The organism is Mycobacterium ostraviense (assembly GCF_002705925.1).
Taxonomy (GTDB): Bacteria; Actinomycetota; Actinomycetes; order Mycobacteriales; family Mycobacteriaceae; genus Mycobacterium; species Mycobacterium ostraviense.
In genome coordinates this window covers 412,878-432,040 of record NZ_NKRE01000001.1, presented here as the reverse complement: position 1 = coordinate 432,040, position 19,163 = coordinate 412,878, and the positions used below count along the sequence as shown (strand labels likewise).

General features: G+C 66.7%; 19 protein-coding genes and 2 pseudogenes. 14 read left to right on the top strand and 7 right to left on the bottom strand.

The features are described from left to right. Positions 1-3: 3 nt before the first annotated feature. Positions 4-2,850 (bottom strand): aconitate hydratase, encoded by a 2,847-nt coding sequence (locus tag CDN38_RS01785; RefSeq protein WP_142361231.1) that lies wholly within the window; start codon positions 2,848-2,850, stop codon positions 4-6. Positions 2,851-3,179: 329 nt separating this feature from the next. Between CDN38_RS01785 and CDN38_RS01780 the strand changes: the two genes are divergently transcribed. The 6 genes from CDN38_RS01780 to CDN38_RS01755 all read left to right on the top strand — a co-directional run bounded on the left by CDN38_RS01780 (position 3,180) and on the right by CDN38_RS01755 (position 9,458). Further along, entirely contained in the window at positions 3,180-3,758 is a 579-nt protein-coding gene (locus tag CDN38_RS01780; RefSeq protein WP_075510559.1) for an Rv1476 family membrane protein, read from the top strand. Positions 3,759-3,987: 229 nt separating this feature from the next. After that, complete coding sequence (gene ripA, locus CDN38_RS01775; RefSeq protein WP_099318750.1) at positions 3,988-5,403, top strand: NlpC/P60 family peptidoglycan endopeptidase RipA; 1,416 nt, start codon at positions 3,988-3,990, stop codon at positions 5,401-5,403. 10 nt (positions 5,404-5,413) lie between these two features. After that, complete coding sequence (ripB, locus tag CDN38_RS01770; RefSeq protein WP_075510557.1) at positions 5,414-6,133, top strand: NlpC/P60 family peptidoglycan endopeptidase RipB; 720 nt, start codon at positions 5,414-5,416, stop codon at positions 6,131-6,133. 208 nt (positions 6,134-6,341) lie between these two features. Beyond that, positions 6,342-7,466: a chaperone MoxR1 gene (gene moxR1, locus CDN38_RS01765; protein ID WP_075510556.1), complete on the top strand. Its 1,125-nt coding sequence runs from the start codon at positions 6,342-6,344 to the stop codon at positions 7,464-7,466. Further along, complete coding sequence (locus CDN38_RS01760) at positions 7,463-8,416, top strand: DUF58 domain-containing protein (RefSeq protein ID WP_075510555.1); 954 nt, start codon at positions 7,463-7,465, stop codon at positions 8,414-8,416. Before moxR1 ends, CDN38_RS01760 begins: the two co-directional genes overlap by 4 nt. A gap of 34 nt (positions 8,417-8,450) precedes the next feature. Next, positions 8,451-9,458, top strand: coding sequence for a VWA domain-containing protein (locus CDN38_RS01755; protein WP_075510554.1), 1,008 nt, complete (start codon positions 8,451-8,453; stop codon positions 9,456-9,458). A 56-nt stretch (positions 9,459-9,514) separates the two neighbouring features. Here CDN38_RS01755 and CDN38_RS01750 read toward each other — a convergent pair whose 3' ends face one another. Continuing rightward, complete coding sequence (locus tag CDN38_RS01750) at positions 9,515-10,357, bottom strand: hypothetical protein (RefSeq protein WP_075510597.1); 843 nt, start codon at positions 10,355-10,357, stop codon at positions 9,515-9,517. Between the two features lie 147 nt (positions 10,358-10,504). Between CDN38_RS01750 and fabG1 the strand changes: the two genes are divergently transcribed. Genes fabG1 through CDN38_RS01735 form a run of 3 tightly spaced genes read left to right on the top strand, consistent with a single transcriptional unit; the run spans position 10,505 to position 13,151 of the window. Then, positions 10,505-11,272 (top strand): 3-oxoacyl-ACP reductase FabG1, encoded by a 768-nt coding sequence (gene fabG1 / locus CDN38_RS01745; protein WP_075510553.1) that lies wholly within the window; start codon positions 10,505-10,507, stop codon positions 11,270-11,272. A 20-nt stretch (positions 11,273-11,292) separates the two neighbouring features. Continuing rightward, positions 11,293-12,102 carry an NADH-dependent enoyl-ACP reductase InhA gene (gene inhA / locus CDN38_RS01740; RefSeq protein WP_075510552.1) on the top strand — a complete coding sequence of 270 codons (810 nt, stop codon included), beginning with the start codon at positions 11,293-11,295 and terminating at the stop codon, positions 12,100-12,102. Positions 12,103-12,107: 5 nt separating this feature from the next. After that, positions 12,108-13,151, top strand: a complete 1,044-nt coding sequence (locus CDN38_RS01735; RefSeq protein WP_075510551.1) for a ferrochelatase — start codon at positions 12,108-12,110, stop codon at positions 13,149-13,151. Here CDN38_RS01735 and CDN38_RS01730 read toward each other — a convergent pair. Further along, positions 13,117-14,067: an Rv1486c family protein gene (locus CDN38_RS01730; RefSeq protein WP_075510550.1), complete on the bottom strand. Its 951-nt coding sequence runs from the start codon at positions 14,065-14,067 to the stop codon at positions 13,117-13,119. The genes CDN38_RS01735 and CDN38_RS01730 overlap by 35 nt on opposite strands. 57 nt (positions 14,068-14,124) lie before the next feature. On the opposite strand from CDN38_RS01730, the gene CDN38_RS01725 reads away from it, so the two are divergent. From CDN38_RS01725 to CDN38_RS01715, 3 genes are read left to right on the top strand one after another with little or no spacing between them, the layout of a single operon-like run. Continuing rightward, complete coding sequence (locus CDN38_RS01725; RefSeq protein ID WP_036414862.1) at positions 14,125-14,559, top strand: NfeD family protein; 435 nt, start codon at positions 14,125-14,127, stop codon at positions 14,557-14,559. 21 nt (positions 14,560-14,580) lie between these two features. Beyond that, positions 14,581-15,726 carry an SPFH domain-containing protein gene (locus tag CDN38_RS01720; RefSeq protein WP_099318749.1) on the top strand — a complete coding sequence of 382 codons (1,146 nt, stop codon included), beginning with the start codon at positions 14,581-14,583 and terminating at the stop codon, positions 15,724-15,726. A 9-nt stretch (positions 15,727-15,735) separates the two neighbouring features. Further along, entirely contained in the window at positions 15,736-16,092 is a 357-nt protein-coding gene (locus CDN38_RS01715; RefSeq protein ID WP_075510548.1) for a DoxX family protein, read from the top strand. Here CDN38_RS01715 and CDN38_RS01710 read toward each other — a convergent pair. The 4 genes and pseudogenes from CDN38_RS01710 to CDN38_RS01695 all read right to left on the bottom strand — a co-directional run bounded on the left by CDN38_RS01710 (position 16,089) and on the right by CDN38_RS01695 (position 17,953). After that, a complete protein-coding gene (locus CDN38_RS01710) occupies positions 16,089-16,568 on the bottom strand; it encodes a nitroreductase family deazaflavin-dependent oxidoreductase (protein WP_075510547.1) in 480 nt (159 codons plus the stop codon). The genes CDN38_RS01715 and CDN38_RS01710 overlap by 4 nt on opposite strands. 20 nt (positions 16,569-16,588) lie before the next feature. Further along, positions 16,589-17,066, bottom strand: a pseudogene (locus CDN38_RS32095) (TetR/AcrR family transcriptional regulator); the annotation flags it as partial. Between the two features lie 4 nt (positions 17,067-17,070). Then, the gene (locus CDN38_RS30245; protein WP_082277106.1) at positions 17,071-17,550 is read right to left on the bottom strand and encodes a hypothetical protein; all 480 of its coding nucleotides are present in this window, start codon (positions 17,548-17,550) and stop codon (positions 17,071-17,073) included. Positions 17,551-17,638: 88 nt separating this feature from the next. Beyond that, positions 17,639-17,953 carry a hypothetical protein gene (locus CDN38_RS01695; protein WP_075510546.1) on the bottom strand — a complete coding sequence of 105 codons (315 nt, stop codon included), beginning with the start codon at positions 17,951-17,953 and terminating at the stop codon, positions 17,639-17,641. Positions 17,954-18,107: 154 nt separating this feature from the next. Here CDN38_RS01695 and CDN38_RS01690 point away from each other — a divergent pair, with 154 nt between their 5' ends. Continuing rightward, positions 18,108-18,767, top strand: coding sequence for a response regulator transcription factor (locus CDN38_RS01690; protein WP_082277105.1), 660 nt, complete (start codon positions 18,108-18,110; stop codon positions 18,765-18,767). Next, positions 18,764-19,163, top strand: a pseudogene (locus tag CDN38_RS33480) (hypothetical protein); the annotation flags it as partial. The gene CDN38_RS01690 and the pseudogene CDN38_RS33480, both read left to right, overlap by 4 nt.

The following is a 19,163-nucleotide window of genomic DNA, read 5'->3' as shown; positions in this document are numbered from 1 at the left end:
GCGTTAACCCGATTTGAGCATGTTGCGCAGCACGTACTGCAGGATGCCGCCGTTACGGTAGTAGTCGGCCTCGCCGGGTGTGTCGATGCGCACCACCGCGTCGAACTCGACTGTGTCCTGACCGTCCTTGCTGGCCTTGACATGCACCGTCTTGGGCGTCTTGCCGTCGTTGAGCACGTCGATCCCCGTGATGTCGAAGACCTCGGTGCCGTCCAGTCCCAGCGACGAAGCGGACTCTCCCTCGGGGAATTGCAGCGGAATCACTCCCATGCCGATCAGGTTGGAGCGATGAATCCGCTCGAACGACTCGGCGATCACCGCCCGCACGCCCAGCAGCAACGTGCCCTTGGCCGCCCAGTCGCGCGAGGAGCCGGAACCGTACTCTTTACCCCCGAGCACCACTAGCGGAATGTTTTGTGCCGCATAGTTTTGCGCCGCGTCGTAGATGAACGCCTGCGGGGCCTCTCCATTTTGGCCGTCTTGGGTGAAGTCGCGGGTGTAACCGCCGGAAACGTCCTCGAGCAGTTGGTTGCGCAGCCGGATGTTGGCGAACGTGCCGCGGATCATCACCTCGTGGTTGCCGCGGCGCGAGCCGAAGGAGTTGTAGTCCTTGCGCTCCACGCCGTGCTCGTCGAGGTATTGCGCGGCGGGGGTGCCCGGTTTGATGCTGCCGGCGGGGGAGATGTGGTCGGTGGTCACCGAGTCACCGAGCAGCGCAAGCACCCGGGCGCCGGTGATGTTGCCCACCGGCTCCGGTTCGGCCGACATTCCCTCGAAATACGGCGGCTTGCGGACGTAGGTCGAATCCTGGTCCCACTCAAAGGTATTGCCGCTCGGGGTCGGTAGGTTACGCCAGCGCTCGTCACCCTTGAACACGTCGGCGTAGTTCTTGGTGAACATCTCCTGGTTGATCGCCGACGCGATGGTGTCGGAAACGTCTTTCTGCGACGGCCAGATGTCTTTCAGGTAGACGTCGTTGCCGTTCTTGTCTGTGCCCAACGGCTGCGACTCGAAGTCGAAGTCCATGGTCCCGGCCAACGCGTAGGCAACCACCAACGGTGGTGAGGCGAGGTAGTTCATCTTCACGTCGGGGTTGATGCGGCCTTCGAAGTTGCGATTGCCCGACAGCACGGCCGCCACCGAAAGGTCGTTGTCGTTGATGGCCTTCGAGATCTCGTCGGGCAGTGGGCCCGAGTTGCCGATGCACGTGGTGCACCCGTAGCCGACCAGATAGAAGCCGAGCTTCTCCAGATACGGCCACAGCCCGGCCTTGTCGTAGTAGTCGCTGACCACTTGGGAGCCCGGCGCCATGGTGGTCTTCACCCACGGCTTGGCGGTCAGCCCCTTTTCGACGGCGTTGCGGGCCAGCAGCGCCGCGCCGAGCATCACCTCCGGGTTGGAGGTGTTGGTGCACGAGGTGACCGCGGCGATCACCACCGCGCCGTGGTCGAGCACGAATTCGCCGAGTTCGTCGGACTTCACCGTCACCGGGTTGCTCACCCTGCCCTTGGCGTGTTTGGCGGCCGACTCCACCGGCTTGTGGTCGTCGGCGTGGCCGTTGCTCAGTGCCCCCGGGTCGCTGGCCGGGAACGTCTCGTCGACCATCTCGTCCAGCTTCGAGTAGTCCTTCTTGTCGGGGTCGTCGCCGACGTAGTTCGGAATCTGCTCGCGGAACGTGGATTTGGCGTCCGACAACGCGATGCGGTCTTGCGGGCGCTTGGGTCCGGCGATCGACGGCACCACGTCGGACAGGTCGAGTTCGATGTATTCCGAGTACGCGGGCTCGTGCTTCGGGTCGTGCCACATGCCCTGTTCTTTGGCGTAGGCCTCGACCAGCGCCAGCTGTTCCTCGTTGCGGCCGGTGAACCGCAGGTAGCTGATGGTCTCTTCGTCGATCGGGAAAATTGCTGCGGTAGAACCGAATTCGGGACTCATATTGCCCAGCGTGGCGCGGTTGGCCAGCGGCACCTCGGCGACGCCCTCGCCGTAGAACTCGACGAACTTGCCCACCACGCCGTGCTTGCGCAGCATCTCGGTCACGGTCAGCACGACGTCGGTGGCCGTGACGCCGGGCTGGATCTCACCGGTCAGCTTGAAGCCGACCACCCGCGGGATCAGCATCGACACCGGCTGACCCAGCATCGCCGCCTCGGCTTCGATGCCGCCCACACCCCAGCCCAGCACGCCCAGGCCGTTGACCATCGTTGTGTGCGAGTCGGTGCCCACACAGGTGTCGGGGTATGCAGTGATATTTCCGGCATCGTCGCTGCGGGCCATCACGACACTGGCCAGGTATTCGATGTTCACCTGGTGCACGATGCCGGTGCCCGGCGGGACCACCTTGAAGTCACGGAAAGCGCCCTGGCCCCAACGCAAGAACTGATAGCGCTCACCGTTGCGCTGGTATTCGATCTCGACGTTGCGCTCGAACGCGTCGGCCCGCCCGAACAGGTCGGCGATCACCGAGTGGTCGATCACCAGGTCCGCCGGCGCCAGCGGATTGACCTTGTCGGGCTTGCCACCCAGGTCGGCGATCGCCTCCCGCATGGTGGCCAAGTCGACGATGCAGGGCACGCCGGTGAAGTCCTGCATGACGACCCGGGCGGGCGTGTACTGGATTTCGACGCTCGGCTCGGCTTCGGGGTCCCAGTTCGCGATGGCCTCGATGTGAGACTTGGTGATGTTGCTGCCGTCTTCGTTACGCAGCAGGTTCTCGGCGAGGACCTTGAGGCTGTAGGGAAGTCTTTCGGTGTTCGGAACGGCGTCGAGGCGATAGATCTGGTAACTGTGGTCGCCGACCTTGAGTGTGTCGCGGGCTCCGAACGAGTTCACAGACTCTTTGCTGGTCACATCAACTCCCGAGGATTCAGTTCTGCCGCCGACGGGCCGTGTCGACGGTGCTTCACAGGCGCAGCCACTTTAACAGTACGTTTGTCCTGCATTACGGTTGGTACCCGTGCCCTTCAGTCTTGTCGTGCCGGGCGCGAGTTGAAAAGCCCCTCGCCGATTGGACTGGCCGGGATACCGACGACTCGGCCCGCAGTGTCGAGGGCGCTCCAATGGCTTGGCGACCATCGCCGGACGAATTGCCGTCCCTACGGGCACACTGAACGCCGCCGACGCATCCTCGACGCGTACGGTGCCTGTAGCACCGCGGGAGGTGTGAGAGGAGCGAGACCATGACCGGGCACGACACCGCAGGCCAGCTGCCGTTACCCCAGACGATCCCGTTCCTGCCGGCCTACATTCCACAGGACGTCGACATGACGGCGGTCAAGGGACAAGTCGCCGCGGTTGGCGTCAGCGCGCCACCGGCGGCCGTGCCGGGATTGCTCGAGGTGGTCAACCACGCGCACGCCGAGGGCATCAACCTCAAGATCGTTCTGCTGGACCACAACCCGCCCAATGACACCCCGTTGCGGGATATCGCGACCGTCGTGGGCGCCGACTACAAGGACGCGACGGTGTTGGTGCTCAGTCCCAGCTACGTCGGCAGCTACAGCACGCAGTACCCACGGGTCACCTTGGAGGCGGGGGAGGACCATTCCAAGACGGGCAACCCGGTGCAGTCCGCGCAGAATTTCTTGCACGAGCTGGACACACCGGAGTTTCCCTGGGCCGGGTTGACTATTTTTTTGCTGATTGCGGTGCTTGCCGCAGCCGTCGGCACCCGGTTCATGCAGCTGCGCGCCCGGCGTTCAGCAACCTCGGGTGACCGTGCCGGCACGACTACGGATCAAGCCGGCCAGGGTATCTAGCCAGCTTGTGAGCCTCGGCCGAGGGTAGTGCGCCGGCCGTGCGGCTAGCCGGTGGCAAACGCTTCACATCACCATTCGGTCACATTAATTGCACGTCCAGGGTGCACTTTGTGACATACGTTTCTTTCGCGTCAGGTGTGACGTACGGTGCAAATGATGATTGTGATGCCATTAGCGCTTTCGGCGCTGACTCCGTCCATCCGGTTTGAGCCATAGGAGACCAGAGTCGATGAGACGGATCCGAGGTGGCTCTGCTTCACGATCGGCAGCGCGGTGGGTGCGGCCGGCCATTCCGTCGGTCTTGAGTGTGCTCTTGCTGGTATCGACTCCCGGACTGGCGCCCGCCGCTCCCGGCACTGACCCCATCGCCGCGCTGATCGCCGAGGTCGCCAAGGCCAATCAGCGGCTGGAGGACCTCAGCGCCGCGGTGGAGATGGAGCAGGAGAGCGTCAACAAGGCGATGGTCGCCGTGGAGACCGCTCGTGACGAGGCCACCGCTGCCGAACATGAGCTCGAGATCAGCCAGCAGGCAGTCAAGGACGCCAACGCGGCGATCTCGGCAGCGCAACATCGATTCGACACGTTCGCGGCGGCCACCTATATGAATGGCCCGTCCGACAGCTATCTGACCGCCAAGAGCCCCGAGGACATCATCGCCGCGGCGACCGCGACAAGGGCGATGACCGCCAGCACCCAGACGGTGATGGCCAACCTGCAGCGGGCCCGGACCGAACGAGTGAACAAGGAATCGGCGGCCCGGCTGGCCAAGCAGAAGGCCGACAAGGCCGCTGCCGATGCGAAAGCCAGCCAGGACGCAGCGGTGGCCGCCCTCACCGACACCCAGCGCAAGTTCGACGAACAGCGCGAGGAGGTCAATCGCCTCGCCGCAGAGCGAGACGAGGCGCAGGCCAGACTACAGGCGGCCAGGCTGGTCGCGTGGTCCTCGGCCGGCGGGCAGGGTATGCCCGGTGAGATGTGGGACCCGGGCGCAGGGCCCGGCGGCGGCCGCCGCTGGGACGGGTGGGACCCCTCGTTACCGCAGATTCCCAGCGCCAACGTCCCGGGCGACCCGATCGCGGTGGTCAACCAGGTGTTGGGCTACTCGGCGACCTCGGCACAGGTCACCGCCCAGATGGGACGAAACTTTCTGCAGCAGCTGGGCATCCTCAAGCCCACCGACACCGGGATCACCAACGCCCCGGCGGGTTCGACGCATGCCGGGCGGATTCCGCGGGTCTACGGACGGCAGGCCAGCGAGTACGTGATCCGTCGTGGCATGTCGCAGATCGGGGTGCCGTATTCCTGGGGTGGCGGCAATGCCGCGGGCCCCAGTAAAGGCATCGACTCCGGGGCCGGCATTACCGGCTTCGACTGTTCCGGTCTGGTCTTGTATTCGTTCGCCGGGGTCGGCATCAAGCTGCCGCACTACTCGGGTTCGCAATACAACTTGGGCCGCAAGATCCCGACTTCCCAGATGCGTCGCGGCGACGTCATCTTCTACGGCCCCGGCGGCAGCCAGCACGTGACGATCTACCTGGGCGACGGTCAGATGCTCGAGGCGCCCGACATCGGCCTGAAAGTCCGGGTTGCGCCCGTGCGCACCAGCGGCATGACGCCCTTCGTGGTGCGCTACATCGAGTGGTGAACGGGGATTTATGCGGCACAAGCGATTTCGCCTGAACATCCTGGCCTGGATCACCGCGATGGTGACCGGGCTCTTGGTTGCTGCAGCGGCGCCGGCCGACGCCGATCCCGGTCCGTGGGATCCGACTTTGCCGGCAACCGCCAGTGCGGGCGCACCCGGGGATGCGCTCGCCGTCGCCAACGCGTCGCTTCAGGCCACCGCCCAGGCCACCCAGACCACCCTCGATCTGGGGCGACAGTTTCTGGGCGGGCTGGGCATCAACCTCGGCGGCAGTCCTGCCCCCGGTGCCGCCAACACCAGCCCCAGCCGGATTCCGCGTGCCAACGGCCGGCAGGCCATCGAGTACGTGATCCGCCGCGCCGGATCACAGATGGGAGTCCCCTATTCCTGGGGCGGCGGCACTTTGGAGGGTCCGAGTAAGGGTGTGGACTCCGGCGCCGGGACGGTCGGCTTCGACTGCTCGGGGTTGATGCGCTACGCCTTCGCGGGCGTGGGCGTGCTGATCCCGCGGTTTTCCGGTGACCAGTACAACGCGGGCCGGCATATCCCGCCCAATGAGGCCAGACGCGGCGACCTGATCTTCTACGGCCCGGGCGGTAGCCAGCACGTCACTATGTACCTGGGCAACGGTCAGATGCTGGAAGCGTCCAGCCTGGCCGGCAAAGTTACGGTGAGCCCGGTGCGCAAGGCGGGCATGACGCCGTTCGTGACGAGGATCATCGAGTACTGAGCCGGTGCGGCTCCGGCGACTGTCCGGGGCCCTGGTCCGGCTTCCCCCGGACGGTTGCGTCCCGCCCGGACGGTCTAGGGTGGCCGGGCAGGAACCGCGGCGTCGACGGAATCCATGGCGCCTGGAATAGTTGAACGCGGGCACGTCGCTGCCCCGCGACGTTGGTCGTGTCAGCAGTCGTGTCTGATCGAGCGGTGGAGGGTTGTCGATGACAGCAGCAGGTGGCGGTTACCCGGGTCCGGGCGGGCAATCCGGCGCGCCGGCCCATGAGGCATCCGCGGGTGCTCCTGGTGGTTCTGACGGGCTGGCCGCCGAGGTACACACGCTCGAGCGGGCCATCTTCGAGGTCAAGCGGATCATCGTGGGCCAGGACCAGCTGGTGGAGCGGATGCTGGTCGGCCTGCTCTCCAGGGGCCACGTATTGCTTGAAGGCGTGCCCGGGGTCGCCAAGACGCTGGCCGTGGAGACCTTCGCGCGGGTCGTCGGCGGGACGTTCGCCCGGATCCAGTTCACCCCCGACCTGGTGCCCACCGACATCATCGGCACCCGCATCTACCGGCAGGGCAAGGAGGAATTCGACACCGAGCTCGGCCCGGTGGTGGTCAATTTCCTGCTCGCCGACGAGATCAACCGTGCCCCCGCCAAGGTGCAATCGGCGCTGCTGGAGGTGATGCAGGAACGTCACGTCTCCATCGGCGGTAAGACCTTCCCGCTGCCCAACCCGTTCCTGGTGATGGCGACGCAGAACCCGATCGAACACGAGGGCGTCTACCCGTTGCCCGAGGCGCAGCGCGACCGCTTCCTGTTCAAGATCAACGTCGGCTACCCCTCGGCTGAGGAAGAGCGCGAGATCATCTACCGGATGGGCGTCACCCCGCCGCAGCCCAAACAGATCCTGAATACCGGCGACCTGGTGCGGCTACAGGGCATAGCGGCCAACAACTTCGTCCACCACGCGCTGGTCGACTACGTGGTCCGGGTCGTCTTCGCCACCCGGGCGCCCGAACAGCTCGGGATGAACGACGTCAAGAGCTGGATCGCGTTCGGAGCGTCTCCGCGAGCCTCATTGGGCATCATCGCCGCCGCCCGCTCGCTGGCGCTGGTTCGCGGGCGTGACTACGTGATCCCGCAGGATGTCATCGAAGTCATCCCCGACGTGCTGCGGCACCGGCTGGTGCTCACCTACGACGCGCTGGCCGACGAGATCACCCCAGAGATCATCATCAACCGGGTGCTGCAGACCGTCGCCTTGCCGCAAGTGAACGCCGTTCCGCAACAAGGCCATTCGGTACCGCCGGTAATGCAGGCGGCGGCTGCGGCTAGCGGCCGGTGACCGAAAGCAAGGCGCCGGCGGTCGTCCATCCGCCGTCGTTGCTGCGTGGCGACATCGACGACCCCAAGCTGTCGGCGGCGCTGCGCACCCTGGAGCTGGCCGTCAAGCACAAGCTCGACGGTGTCTTGCACGGCGATCACCTCGGCTTGATCCCGGGGCCGGGTACCGAGCCAGGGGAGTCGCGTCTCTACCAACCCGGCGACGACGTGCGCCGGATGGACTGGGCGGTCACCGCCCGAACCACCCACCCGCATGTGCGGCAGATGATCGCCGACCGGGAACTGGAAACTTGGCTGGTGGTGGACATGTCGGCCAGCCTGGACTTCGGTACCGCCGTCTGCGAGAAACGTGACCTCGCGGTGGCGGCGGCGGCCGCCATCACCTTCCTCAACAGCGGTGGTGGCAACCGGATCGGCGCCCTGATCGCCAACGGCGCCACGATGACTCGGGTTCCGGCTCGCACCGGCCGCCAGCATCAGCACACCATGTTGCGCACCATCGCCACCATGCCCAAGGCTCCGGCCGGGGTACGCGGGGACCTGGCGGTGGCCATCGACGCGCTGCGCCGGCCGGAACGCCGTCGGGGGATGGCGGTGATCATCAGCGACTTCCTCGGGCCGATCAACTGGATGCGGCCGCTGCGGGCGATCGCGGCCCGCCACGAGGTGCTGGCCATCGAAGTCCTGGATCCGCGCGATGTCGAGCTGCCCGATATCGGCGACGTGATCCTGCAGGACGCCGAAAGCGGCGTCACTCGCGAATTCACCATCGACACACAGCTGCAGAACGATTTCGCCAGGGCCGCAGCGGCGCACCGCGCCGACGTGGCCCGGACCCTCCGCGGTTGTGGCGCACCGGTGCTGACGCTTCGCACCGACCGCGACTGGCTGGCCGACATCGTCCGCTTCGTCGCTTCCCGGCGACGTGGTGCCATGGCGGGGGCTCAGTGACACACCTGCTCGCATCTTTTATGACGGGTCTGATATGACACTGCCGTTGCTCGGGCCGATGACGCTGTCCGGCTTCGAACACTCGTGGTTCTTCCTGTTCCTGTTTGTCGTCGTCGGCCTGGTGGCGCTCTACATCGTGCTGCAACTGGCGCGCCAGAAGCGGATGCTGCGATTCGCCAACATGGAGTTGCTGGAGAGTGTGGCGCCCAAACGGCCGTCCCGCTGGCGGCATGTTCCGGCGATCTTGCTGGCGGTGTCGCTGGTGCTGTTGACCACCGCGATGGCCGGACCGACGCACGACGTCCGGATTCCGCGCAACCGGGCGGTCGTGATGCTGGTGATCGACGTCTCGCAGTCGATGCGCGCGACCGACGTCGAGCCCAATCGCATGGTCGCCGCGCAGGAGGCCGCCAAGCAGTTCGCCGACGAGCTCACCCCCGGCATCAATCTCGGACTGATCGCCTACGCCGGTACGGCGACGGTGCTGGTGTCGCCGACGACGAACCGTGAAGCGACCAAGAATGCGCTGGACAAGCTGCAATTCGCCGATCGCACTGCCACCGGTGAAGGGATCTTCACCGCCTTGCAGGCCATCGCCACCGTCGGCGCGGTGATCGGTGGGGGCGACACGCCGCCGCCGGCGCGCATCGTGCTGTTCTCCGACGGCAAGGAGACGATGCCGACCAATCCGGACAACCCGAAGGGCGCCTTTACCGCTGCTCGCACCGCGAAGGACCAGGGCGTGCCGATCTCGACCATCTCGTTCGGCACCCCGTATGGCTTCGTGGAGATCAACGGACAGCGTCAGCCGGTACCGGTCGATGACGAGACACTGAAGAAGGTGGCCCAACTCTCCGGCGGAAACGCTTACAACGCAGCGACATTGGCCGAGTTGAAGGCGGTGTACACGTCGCTGCAGCAGCAGATCGGCTACGAGACCATCAAAGGTGACGCCAGCGCGGGCTGGCTGCGGCTGGGTGCGCTGGTGCTGGCGCTGGCCGGCCTGGCCGCGTTGCTGATCAACCGCCGGCTGCCGACCTGACGCCTCGCCGACCGTAACGCCACGGCGAAAAAATCGCGCCGGATGTCGCCGTGGCGTTACTGTCGGCGCGCTCGTGCTTCGCGCACCCGGTGGATGACATCCTCGGGGTGGTCTTCAGCTACCACTCGGATCACTATCCACCCGTAGCGCTGCTCCAGCTTGGCAAGGCGCCGGATGTCCTTCACATATTGACGGCGGTCGGACCGATGTTGGTCGCCGTCATATTCGACGGCGACCTTGATGTCTTCCCAGCCCATATCCAAATAGGCTTCTACCCAACCCCATTCGTTGCGGACGGCGATTTGTGTCTGCGGGCGCGGGAAGCCGGCGGTAACCAGCAGTAGCCGCAGCCACGTTTCCTTGGGCGATTGCGCCCCGGCATCCACAAAATCCAGGGCAGCTCGGGCCGCCCTGACGCCTCGGCGGCCCCGATAGCGATCGAGAAGTACCTCGACATCGACGAGCTTCAACTCCGTAGCTTGCGCCAGGGCATCGATCGCAGCGACTGCGACGCCCAGCGGGTAGCGGCATGCCAGGTTCAGGGCGGCGCGCGCCGGCGTCGTGACGCGCATGCCGTCGACAATGCCGATTTCATCGTCACCGATGAGCTCTTCCCATACCTGCACGCCCTTGGCGGGCCGGCGGTTGGTGTCGATGATCGTGGCCGGTCGGGCCGGATCGATCCACTTGGCGCCATGCAGGGCCGCGGCGGAGAAGCCGGCCAGGATGCCCCGGCGCCGGGAGCGCAGCCACAGCGCCTTTGCCCGTAGCACCGCCGTCAGCTCGGTGTCTCTCGGTATGTAGACGTCTTGATGCAGCGCGATATACCGACTGCGCAGCTCATAGCGGGACAACTGGTGCGAGGAGAGGGCTTCAGTGCCCAAGAACGGATCGGCCACGGCGAAAGTGTGCTCGATCACACCGACACCGGCCGCCGAGCGTAACGCCACGGCGAGATTTGGCCCGATTTTTCGCCGTGGCGTTACTGTCGCGACATGCGACGAGCCGATTTCGGTGTTGCCTCCACAAAGCGTTAGGTTGACGGGGTGACTGACACAGCCACCGACACCACAAGCGAGGCCGCCACCGACGGCGGCAAGCCCGCCTTCGTATCCCGTTCAGTCTTGGTCACCGGCGGAAACCGCGGGATCGGGCTGGCGATCGCACAGCGGCTGGCCGCCGACGGCCACAAGGTGGCCGTGACGCACCGCGGATCCGGGGCGCCTGAGGGGCTGTTCGCCGTCGAGTGTGACGTCACCGACAGCGACGCCGTCGATCGTGCCTTCAAAGAGGTCGAGGAGCACCAGGGTCCGGTCGAGGTGCTGGTGTCCAACGCCGGCGTGTCCGCGGACGCGTTCCTCATCCGGATGACCGAGGAGAGATTCGAGAAGGTCATCGACGCGAACCTCACCGGGGCGTTCCGGGTGACTCAGCGGGCAGCACGCAGCATGCAGCGAAGGAAGTTCGGCCGGCTGATCTACATCGGTTCGGTCTCCGGCAGTTGGGGCATCGGCAACCAGGCCAACTACGCAGCCTCCAAGGCCGGTGTGATCGGCATGGCCCGCTCGATCGCCCGAGAGCTGTCCAAGGTCAACGTGACCGCGAATGTGGTCGCCCCGGGTTACATCGACACCGATATGACCCGAGCCCTGGACGAGCGGATCCAGGAGGGGGCACTGCAATTCATCCCGGCGAAGCGCGTCGGCACCGCTGCCGAGGTCGCCGGGGTGGTCAGCTTCCTGGCGTCGGAGGACGCGAGTTACATCTCCGGTGCCGTCATCCCGGTTGACGGCGGCATGGGCATGGGCCACTAAGAGCAAGAGGGGACCAAACAATGGCAGGACTGCTGGAGGGTAAACGGATCCTGGTCAGCGGGATCATCACCGACTCCTCGATCGCGTTTCACATCGCCCGGGTGGCCCAGGAACAGGGCGCTCAACTGGTGCTGACCGGTTTCGACAGGTTGCGGCTGATCCAGCGGATCACCGACCGGTTGCCGCAGAAGGCGCCGCTGCTGGAACTCGACGTGCAAAACGACGAGCACCTGGCCACTCTCGCAGACCGGGTTGTCGAAGTGATCGGCGAGGGCAACAAACTCGACGGCGTGGTCCATTCGATCGGCTTCATGCCGCAAACCGGGATGGGTATCAACCCGTTCTTCGACGCGCCCTACGAGGACGTGTCCAAGGGTATCCACATCTCCGCGTACTCCTACGCCTCGATGGCAAAGGCGCTGCTGCCCATCATGAATCGCGGTGGCTCCATCGTCGGCATGGACTTCGACCCGAGCCGGGCGATGCCGGCCTACAACTGGATGACGGTCGCCAAGAGCGCGCTGGAGTCGGTGAACCGGTTCGTGGCGCGCGAGGCCGGCAAGTACGGTGTGCGCTCGAACCTCGTTGCCGCCGGGCCGATCCGGACGCTGGCGATGGCGGCGATTGTCGGCGGGGCGCTGGGCGAAGAGGCCGGCGCGCAGATCCAGCTGCTCGAGGAGGGCTGGGACCAGCGCGCGCCCATCGGCTGGAACATGAAGGACCCCACGCCCGTCGCCAAGACCGTCTGCGCGCTGCTGTCGGAGTGGCTGCCGGCCACCACGGGGGACATCATCTTCGCCGACGGCGGCGCACACACCCAGTTGCTGTAGCCCGCATGGAATTCGACGCCGTCCTGCTGCTGTCCTTCGGTGGGCCGGAGGGGCCAGAGCAGGTGCGGCCGTTCCTGGAGAACGTCACCCGAGGCCGCGGTGTGCCGCCCGAGCGCCTCGATGCGGTGGCCGAGCACTACCTGCATTTCGGTGGCGTGTCACCGATCAACGGCATCAACCGAGCGCTGATCGACCAGCTTCATGCCGAACTGGACCTGCCGGTGTACTTCGGCAACCGCAACTGGGAGCCCTACGTCGAAGACACCGTGACAGCCATGCGCGACAACGGGATTCGCCGTGCCGCCGTATTCGCGACATCGGCGTGGAGCGGCTATTCGAGCTGCGCGCAGTATGCCGAGGACGTCGCCCGGGCACGCCGGGCGGCCGGCCCGGACGCACCCGAGCTGGTCAAGCTGCGGCCCTACTTCGACCATCCGCTGTTCGTCGAGATGTTCGCCGCTACCATCGCCGCGGCTGCGGCGACCGTGCCCGCTAACGCGAGACTGGTGTTCACCGCGCATTCGATCCCGGTGGCCGCCGACCAGCGCTGGGGGCCCCGCCTCTACAGCCGCCAAGTCGCTTATGCCGCAACCCTTGTCGCAAAGGCCGCCGGATATGCCGACTATGACCTGGTCTGGCAGTCGCGCTCTGGTCCGCCGCAGGTTCCGTGGCTGGAGCCCGACGTCGGAGACCACCTCACCACATTGCACGACGCCGGTACCACCGCGGTGATCGTCTGTCCCCTCGGATTTGTCGCAGACCACATCGAGGTGGTGTGGGATCTCGACCATGAATTGCGCTTACAGGCAGAGGCGTTGGGCATCGCATTCGCCCGGGCCGGCACACCCAACGCCGATCGGCGGTTCGCCCGGCTGGCCGCGGATTTGATCGACGAACTTCGCTGCGGTCGGGCGCCGTCGCGGGTCAGCGGCCCCGATCCGGTGCCCGGCTGTCTGGCCGGCATCAACGGCGAGCCCTGCCGTCCGCCGCATTGCGTTGCGCGCGAACTGCAGGTCAGTCCGACCAAGCTGAATGCAGGATCGCGCTGACGGCGGCTATCCGCGCGGAGCGCACCACCGCGGTCAGCGGCCGCAGCGCGTCGAACGCAGTCTGTACCTCCGACGACGACTGCGCTCTGATCGGTTCGAGACCGGCCGCCAGGCGCGGCGTGAAGCGGTCGGCGGCGGAGTCCGGCAATCGGCTGAGACCGGCGCTGACCGCGATGATGGCGTCGACGTGTGCGGCGTTCTCCAGCACCCGCAGTGCCCGCGACGGCGCATGGTCGGGAATGCGGTGTTGCCGTGCGGATTCCAGCAACTGCTCGACCAGGCCGCGCGGGTTGGCGATGTCGGCGGCGTTGGGTCCCATGCCGATGGCGCCCAACGCGTCGGCTGCCGAGCGCACCGCCGCCCGCAGGGCGTATTCGGCATCGCCCAGTTCGCAGTAGTCCAACACCGGGGCATCGGGCAGCGAGTACACCATCCACGACAGTGCGCACAACTCGGGTAGGCCCGAATCGTCGTCGGAGGCATGTTCGGTGTCGCGGTAAGAAAACTCGGGGACCAGTCCGATAGATGTGCCGGGGTCATCGGGATTGGTGATGATGATGGCTTCGCCCGCGGCCAGCGCGTCGCGCTCGAATTGTGTTCCGGCGGAAAGCCCGCGCACATCGCCCGGCACCGGCAAAACCACGTTGATCGTCCCGCGCGGTCGATCCGGCGGGCGCGGCGCCGACGTCCTTCCCCGGCCCGCGGTGGCGCGCAGCGTTGACAACAGCGACACCGTCCCGGCGCTATCCACGTCCGGCCATGGCAGGCCGGTATGACCGGCCGCGACCGCGTCATACGCCACGACTGATTGCGTTGGGGCCCAGAGGGATAACGCGTCCAAGAGGTCGTCGGGCGCGGCCTTGCCGGCGAGCCAGGCGTTGGCCCACATCGAAAGCGTTGCACTGGGACACCACATGATCTCGCAGTCTAGTTGTTGGGCACGGTTGCCGGGGATCGCGCGTATTCTGTGCGCATGCCCGTCGCCCTGATCTGGCTGATCGCAGCGTTGGCGCTTGCCAGCGCGGAGGCGTTGACCGGCGACATGTTCTTGCTGATGCTCGGCGGCGGCGCGCTGGCGGCGTCGGCAAGCAGCTGGCTGATGGACTGGCCGGTGTGGGCCGACGGTGCGGTGTTTCTGATCGTGTCGGTGCTGTTGCTGGTGCTGGTTCGCCCCGCGTTGCGGCGGCGGCTGACGCCGGGCAAAGGCGTGCCGATGGGGATCAAGGCGCTGGAGGGCAAGAGCGCGCTGGTGCTGGATCGGGTCGCCCGTGATGAAGGCCAGGTCAAAATCGACGGCCAGGTGTGGACGGCGCGCCCGCTGAACGAGGGCGACGTGTTCGAACCGGGTGATTCGGTGACCGTGGTGCACATCGACGGAGCCACCGCGGTCGTCTTCAAAGACGCGTAGCAACTCGAGAAAGGAATCCCGGTGGAAGGTGCCGTTGCCGGCCTGGTATTTCTGGCCGTCCTGGTGATATTCGCCATCATTGTGGTGGCCAAGTCGGTTGCGCTGATCCCGCAGGCCGAGGCCGCGGTGATCGAGCGGTTGGGTCGTTACAGCCGCACCGTCAGTGGGCAGCTGACATTGTTGGTGCCGTTCATCGACCGGGTCCGCGCCCGGGTGGATCTGCGCGAGCGGGTGGTGTCGTTTCCGCCGCAGCCGGTCATCACCGAGGACAACCTGACCCTCAACATCGACACCGTGGTGTACTTCCAGGTCACCGTGCCCCAGGCCGCGGTGTATGAGATCAGCAATTACATCGTCGGTGTCGAGCAGCTCACCACCACCACGCTGCGCAACGTCGTCGGTGGCATGACCCTCGAGCAGACGCTGACCTCTCGTGATCAGATCAACGCGCAGTTGCGCGGGGTGCTCGATGAGGCGACCGGCCGCTGGGGTCTGCGGGTGGCGCGGGTGGAATTGCGCAGCATCGACCCGCCGCCGTCCATTCAGGCGTCGATGGAAAAGCAGATGAAGGCCGACCGGGAAAAGCGGGCGATGATCCTGACCGCCGAGGGCACCCGGGAAGCGGCGATCAAGCAGGCGGAGGGGCAGAAGCAGGCGCAGATCCTTGCGGCCGAGGGCGCCAAGCAGGCCGCGATCCTGGCCGCCGAGGCCGACCGGCAGTCGCGGATATTGCGTGCCCAGGGGGAGCGAGCGGCGGCCTACCTGCAGGCGCAGGGGCAGGCCAAAGCCATCGAGAAGACGTTCGCGGCGATCAAGGCCGGCCGGCCGACACCCGAGATGCTGGCCTACCAGTACCTGCAGACGCTGCCGGAGATGGCCCGCGGCGACGCCAACAAGGTATGGGTGGTGCCCAGCGATTTCAGTGCGGCGCTGCAGGGCTTCACCAGGCTTTTGGGCACGCCGGGGGAGGACGGCGTGTTCCGGTTCGAGCCGTCTCCGGCCGAGGAGCTGCCCAAGCACGCCGCCGACGGCGACGACGCCGAGGTCGCCGAGTGGTTCTCCACCGAGCCCGACCCGACGATCGCCCAAGCGGTGGCCAAGGCCGAGGCGATAGCTCGCACACCGGCGGAAAATCCGCTGGGTCCGCCGCCGGAGCTCAGGCGTTAGGAGCAGCTGATGGGTCTTTTGACCGCACCGAAAACCTATGTAGCGCTGGCGGTGTTTCAGGCCGGCGATGCGGTGGCATGCGCGATCCCGCTGGCACCGATCGAGAAGCTGCTCGACGACCTGGGTGTGCCGGCCGGTATTCGTCCGGTCCTGCCCGTGGCCAAGGCCGCCTCGGCGGTCGGACTGCTCTCGGTCACCCGGTTTCCCGCGTTGGCGCGATTGACGACGGCGATGCTGACGGTCTACTTCGTGTTGGCGCTGGGTACGCATATTCGCGCACGAGACTTCAGTGTCCGGGCGATTCCGGCGGCCCTGTTTCTGGCGCTGTTTGCGGTGATGACGGCCAGGGGGCCGGACCGGGTTTAGTCGAGGCGCAACTCGACCAGCGGCAGTGGGGTGCCGGTGTCGGTGATGGCGGTGCCGAGTGTCTGTTCGAGCGCCGGCTTGAGGCGCCGCCAGGCCCGCGGGTGGCGGCTGCGGTAGGCGGCCAGGGCGCGGTCGGCGTGCGCCTGGTCGAGGACGCGCGCGGTAGCGCGAGCGGGGGCGCGGCTGCCGGCGTAGACCCGAACGTGCGGGTTGGCCTCGATATTGCGGAACCACTGGGCCTTGCGGCCGAAGCCGGAGGCGACGACGTAGGTGTGCGGGTCGGGATGATCGACGACCTCGAGCACCGCGTTGCGGCGGGCGCCGGATTTGCGGCCGATGTGTTCGAGCATCAGAGTCCGCGATCCGAACAGGGCACCGGCGCGTGCGTGATAAATCCAGATGGGCGCGCGCATGAGCCTGCGGGAGCGCAACAGCCGTGCGCCGGCCGAGGCCCATAGGGACGCCAATAGGGACATTGTTCGCCTCCAATCCTTCGTCAGGTGCTGAACAGTCCGTCGCGGTAGATCGAGAACACTTCCCCGGCCCAGCGCTGCATCCCGGTAGCGGCGAGCGGGTCCACGCCAAGCACTTCGATCAACCGTGGCCGTAGGGTCAGCAGAGCCAGATCGTTGACCAGTAAGAAGGCGGCCCGGACCTCGGGATCCGCGCCGCGGCTGGCCGTGCCGGCGGCCACCATGGCATCCAGAGCGGCTTTGCTGAGCTGAAAAAGGCGTTCGAACAAGGTCGATCCGGCCGGACCCCCGGCGAGCAACATCCGGCTCAGGTAGCCGGGATCGCCGAGTCGGGCGGCAGGTGGGTGGCCAGGCCGTCGAGCAGGCCGGGCACCGCCGCCAGGTCCGATGCCCCGGTCTGGTCGGTGATTTCGGTCAGCAGCGCGTCGAAGATCGCGACAACGTGATTGTCGACGGCCTCGATCAGCCCGTCCTTCGAGCCGAGTGGCGGATGACCAAGGCCGCATCAGGGACGGGGCGTCGGCGACGATTGCGGCGCCGACGGTGGTGCGGGTGGCTGGCCCGGTGCTGCCGGTGGTTGACCCGGGCCGAACGGCCCGGCCTGGGGTGGTGTCGGCGGTCGCGGACCTCGCGGCACGCCCAACGGCCCGGGCATCGGCCGGAAAGCTCCCGCGACCGATCCGGGTGGGCCGCTGGGACCGGGAGGAGGCGGTTGGCCGTGGCTGAATGCATGCCCCGGCCTTTGCATGGGCCCCGACCCGGGGGGAGGTGGCGGTGGCCCGACGCTGATCAGCCAGGCAAACGCGATCGCAGCCACACTGCCGGCTGCGCCCAGGATCAGGCCCGCTACCCCGGCGCCGATCAGCGCGGCCAGCGAGAAACGGCGGCGCTCACGTCCGGGATCGGCGACGACAGCCGGCGGGGGCCCCGCCGGTGCGGGAGTTGCGACAGGGCCGGTCGTGCCGGTGCTTTCGTCGGCGGTCATACGGCTCCTCACGTCGGTGTGCTCAGTAATCGCGACGGTAACGGCCGTACTTGAAGTGGACCTGAAGAAACTTGTTTGTTCGAGCGGTTTACTGACCAGGCGGCAACGGCGGCAACGGCGGCGCAGGGGAGCTGCTCGGCGTGGTCGTCGCCGCCGTGGTCGGCGCTGTCGGCGGTGACAGGGGATTACTCACCGGTGGCGTCGCTGACAGCGCGGGCGGATACAGCGGGGCGGGCAGTTCGACGCGGATTTTCCAGGTGACGCCGGTGACCGCGAAGACACCGAGTGCGCCGATCGCCAAACCCGCCACCGCCGCCCCGATCACCACGCCGGTGGAATGGCGCCGCCCGGCTGCGGCTCCGGTCGCCGGTGGCGGTGGCGGGTTGGTGTGGTGGGCGGTCATGCTAGCTCCCATGTCGTCGAGATTGGTTGGGACAAACGTGCGCGCTTCAGATTGATCTCAGCACCGCACGTTAACAATGGAGCCATGACCGATCGTTCGCGGCGCGGGTCATTCAGCGGGGCGCATCGGCCGGTTCAGTGTCGGCACACCGCGAGTGCTGGTGGTCGAGAACTCCGAGACCATCCGGGAAATGGTCGGCGAGGCATTGACAGACGTCGGTTACCACACCGAAACCCGTTGTGACGGTGAAGATTTGGAGGAAGTCCTGGAGGGCCTGCGGCCGGATCTGGTGGTACTCGACGTGATGTTGCCGGGTCGGGACGGCTTCGACCTCATCAACGTCATCCAGGCGTGGGGCGACATCAGCATCGTGTTGATCACCGCCTGCGACGGCCTGCCCGACCGGTTGCGCGGTCTTGACGGCGGCGCCGACGACTACGTGGTCAAACCTTTCGAACTCGCCGAGCTGGTATCACGGGTGGGCGCGGTGCTGCGGCGGCGGGGCCGGTTACCGCGCGTGGTCCAGGTCGGCGATCTGATCCTCGACGTCGACGCCGGAGTCGCCGCACGCGACGGCCGCCAGCTGGAACTGACCGCCACCGAGCTTCGGCTGCTCGACTTTCTCGTGCAGCAACGCGGCCGGATTGTCAGCGCCCGTCAGATACTCAATGCGGTGTGGGGTTACGACGCCTGCGACACCAACCTGGTGCAAGTCCACGTCAGCAGTCTGCGGCGAAAGCTCGAGGCCCATGGCCCGCGGATGCTGCACACGGTTCGCGGCATCGGATACCGGCTCCAACAACCACGGTCATGACGGCTACCCCGACGAGACCGGCGATCGATCCCGCCACGCCGACGCCGTCGTTGCAGCGCCGGGTGGTGCTGCTGGTGGTGGCCCTGCTGGCGGGGCTGCTGGTGGTGCTGGGTGTCACCGTCGACGTCAGCCTGGGGCTGCAGGCGCGACGGAATCTGCACGACCGGCTCATGGCGGCCACCTCGCGCGCCGATGCGCTGGTGGCCGCGCGCACATCACCTGAATTGCTTGCCGCCCAGCTCAACGGGGGTAGTGTGCGGGCCCTGCTGGTGACCGCCGACGGCAGCGCCTACGGTGATCGCAGCATCAGCCCCGCGACCACCGCGGGCCCCGTCGTCCCGGCGCCGCCCGGGTACCCGCCGCCCCCTGTCTCTTATACACATCTCCGAGCCCACG

Coding starts and splice junctions, on each gene's coding strand:
- CDN38_RS01780 (WP_075510559.1), top strand. CDS start 3,180: ATGACCGGGCACGACACCGCAGGCCAGCTGCCGTTACCCCAGACGATC.
- ripA (WP_099318750.1), top strand. CDS start 3,988: ATGAGACGGATCCGAGGTGGCTCTGCTTCACGATCGGCAGCGCGGTGG.
- ripB (WP_075510557.1), top strand. CDS start 5,414: ATGCGGCACAAGCGATTTCGCCTGAACATCCTGGCCTGGATCACCGCG.
- moxR1 (WP_075510556.1), top strand. CDS start 6,342: ATGACAGCAGCAGGTGGCGGTTACCCGGGTCCGGGCGGGCAATCCGGC.
- CDN38_RS01755 (WP_075510554.1), top strand. CDS start 8,451: ATGACACTGCCGTTGCTCGGGCCGATGACGCTGTCCGGCTTCGAACAC.
- inhA (WP_075510552.1), top strand. CDS start 11,293: ATGGCAGGACTGCTGGAGGGTAAACGGATCCTGGTCAGCGGGATCATC.
- CDN38_RS01735 (WP_075510551.1), top strand. CDS start 12,108: ATGGAATTCGACGCCGTCCTGCTGCTGTCCTTCGGTGGGCCGGAGGGG.
- CDN38_RS01730 (WP_075510550.1), bottom strand. CDS start 14,067: ATGTGGTGTCCCAGTGCAACGCTTTCGATGTGGGCCAACGCCTGGCTC.
- CDN38_RS01725 (WP_036414862.1), top strand. CDS start 14,125: ATGCCCGTCGCCCTGATCTGGCTGATCGCAGCGTTGGCGCTTGCCAGC.
- CDN38_RS01715 (WP_075510548.1), top strand. CDS start 15,736: ATGGGTCTTTTGACCGCACCGAAAACCTATGTAGCGCTGGCGGTGTTT.
- CDN38_RS01710 (WP_075510547.1), bottom strand. CDS start 16,568: ATGTCCCTATTGGCGTCCCTATGGGCCTCGGCCGGCGCACGGCTGTTG.
- CDN38_RS30245 (WP_082277106.1), bottom strand. CDS start 17,550: ATGACCGCCGACGAAAGCACCGGCACGACCGGCCCTGTCGCAACTCCC.
- CDN38_RS01695 (WP_075510546.1), bottom strand. CDS start 17,953: ATGACCGCCCACCACACCAACCCGCCACCGCCACCGGCGACCGGAGCC.